Below are 1,138 nucleotides of genomic sequence, written 5' to 3' on the forward strand. Positions count from 1 at the left end.
ATGCCTTGTTGCAGGTCCGGCTAGCGGGACTTTCAGTCTCTCTGTGAACGATTTTCGTGAAATTGACGGGTGAATTGGACGCCGTCTTGCGATATGAAGTCCAAACGGCAACGCGTGAGGCAGTGTAAGAATCTTGCCAAACAGCATGTTGATAGCCCGGATGAACCCGCTGCGCCGGACGGCGACAGCGGGTTCGCCGAGTGGGCACAGATCACGTTTATTCTCTTGCATGCTGAACTCGACAAAACCCTCCGCGAGACCGAGGCGTGGTTCAACGACTCTCTTGCCATCCGTGACGAACTCAACCTTGACACCACACCCGATCACACGACGCTCTGTCGGTGGGAACAGAAGTTCGACATGCGTGAGCTTCGCAGCCTGCTCCGCGCCTCAGCGGAGCAGGCTGGCTGGACGGGAGAAGCTGCCATCGACGCCAGCGGGTTCCAGCGCGATCAGACAAGCTACCACTACCGAAACCGAACGAACTACTCGCTACAGACGCTGAAGACGACGATCCTGGTCGATATGAACACGCTGGCAATCAAAGACGTCCACTATACGACCCGCAAAAGCTGGGATGGCCATATCGGAATGCAGGTCTTCCGTCGGAACGCGGAAGACCTGCAGACTCTGACCGCTGATTCGAACTACTCCTGGAGTGATCTCCGTGACGAATGCCGCGCTAAGTCAACGCGGCCATTGATCAAGCACAAAGAGCACAACGGACTGAAGAAAGCACATAACGCTCGAATGGACGAGGATCTGTATCACCAGAGGTGGATGAGCGAGACGGGTTTCTCCCTGTTGAAGCAGGATGACGGGGAGAAGTTACGCTCTCGGAGCTGGCACGGCCAGTTCCGAGAGCTGACCCGGAAGTGCATCGTACATAACCTCTCGCAGGCGGCGAGTTAAGGGCTCGCCGCCTGCGCTCCTTCTCTGGACGTATTGCCCAGAGACATCTCCGTCATCCGTTCGAAGGTTCTCACAATGTTCCATAATTCTGATGGTTCGAGAATTAGTCACGATGGCGAGTCGTTCATCATCCGGATATCGAAATCAGCAGAGACAGGCGTTCTCACTCACAGAAACAGAATGTCAAGATCGTTATTCGGCTGCCGTCTTGCGATCAACACGGCAT

Annotated in this window: 1 protein-coding gene; it reads left to right on the top strand. The window is 55.3% G+C overall.

Annotated features, from left to right (window positions below):
* Positions 1–93: 93 nt before the first annotated feature.
* Positions 94–912: an IS5 family transposase gene (locus QA600_RS22765; RefSeq protein WP_278294220.1), complete on the top strand. Its 819-nt coding sequence runs from the start codon at positions 94–96 to the stop codon at positions 910–912.
* Positions 913–1,138: the final 226 nt, after the last annotated feature.

This window comes from Natronococcus sp. A-GB1, from assembly GCF_029688845.1.
Classification (GTDB): domain Archaea; phylum Halobacteriota; class Halobacteria; order Halobacteriales; family Natrialbaceae; genus Natronococcus.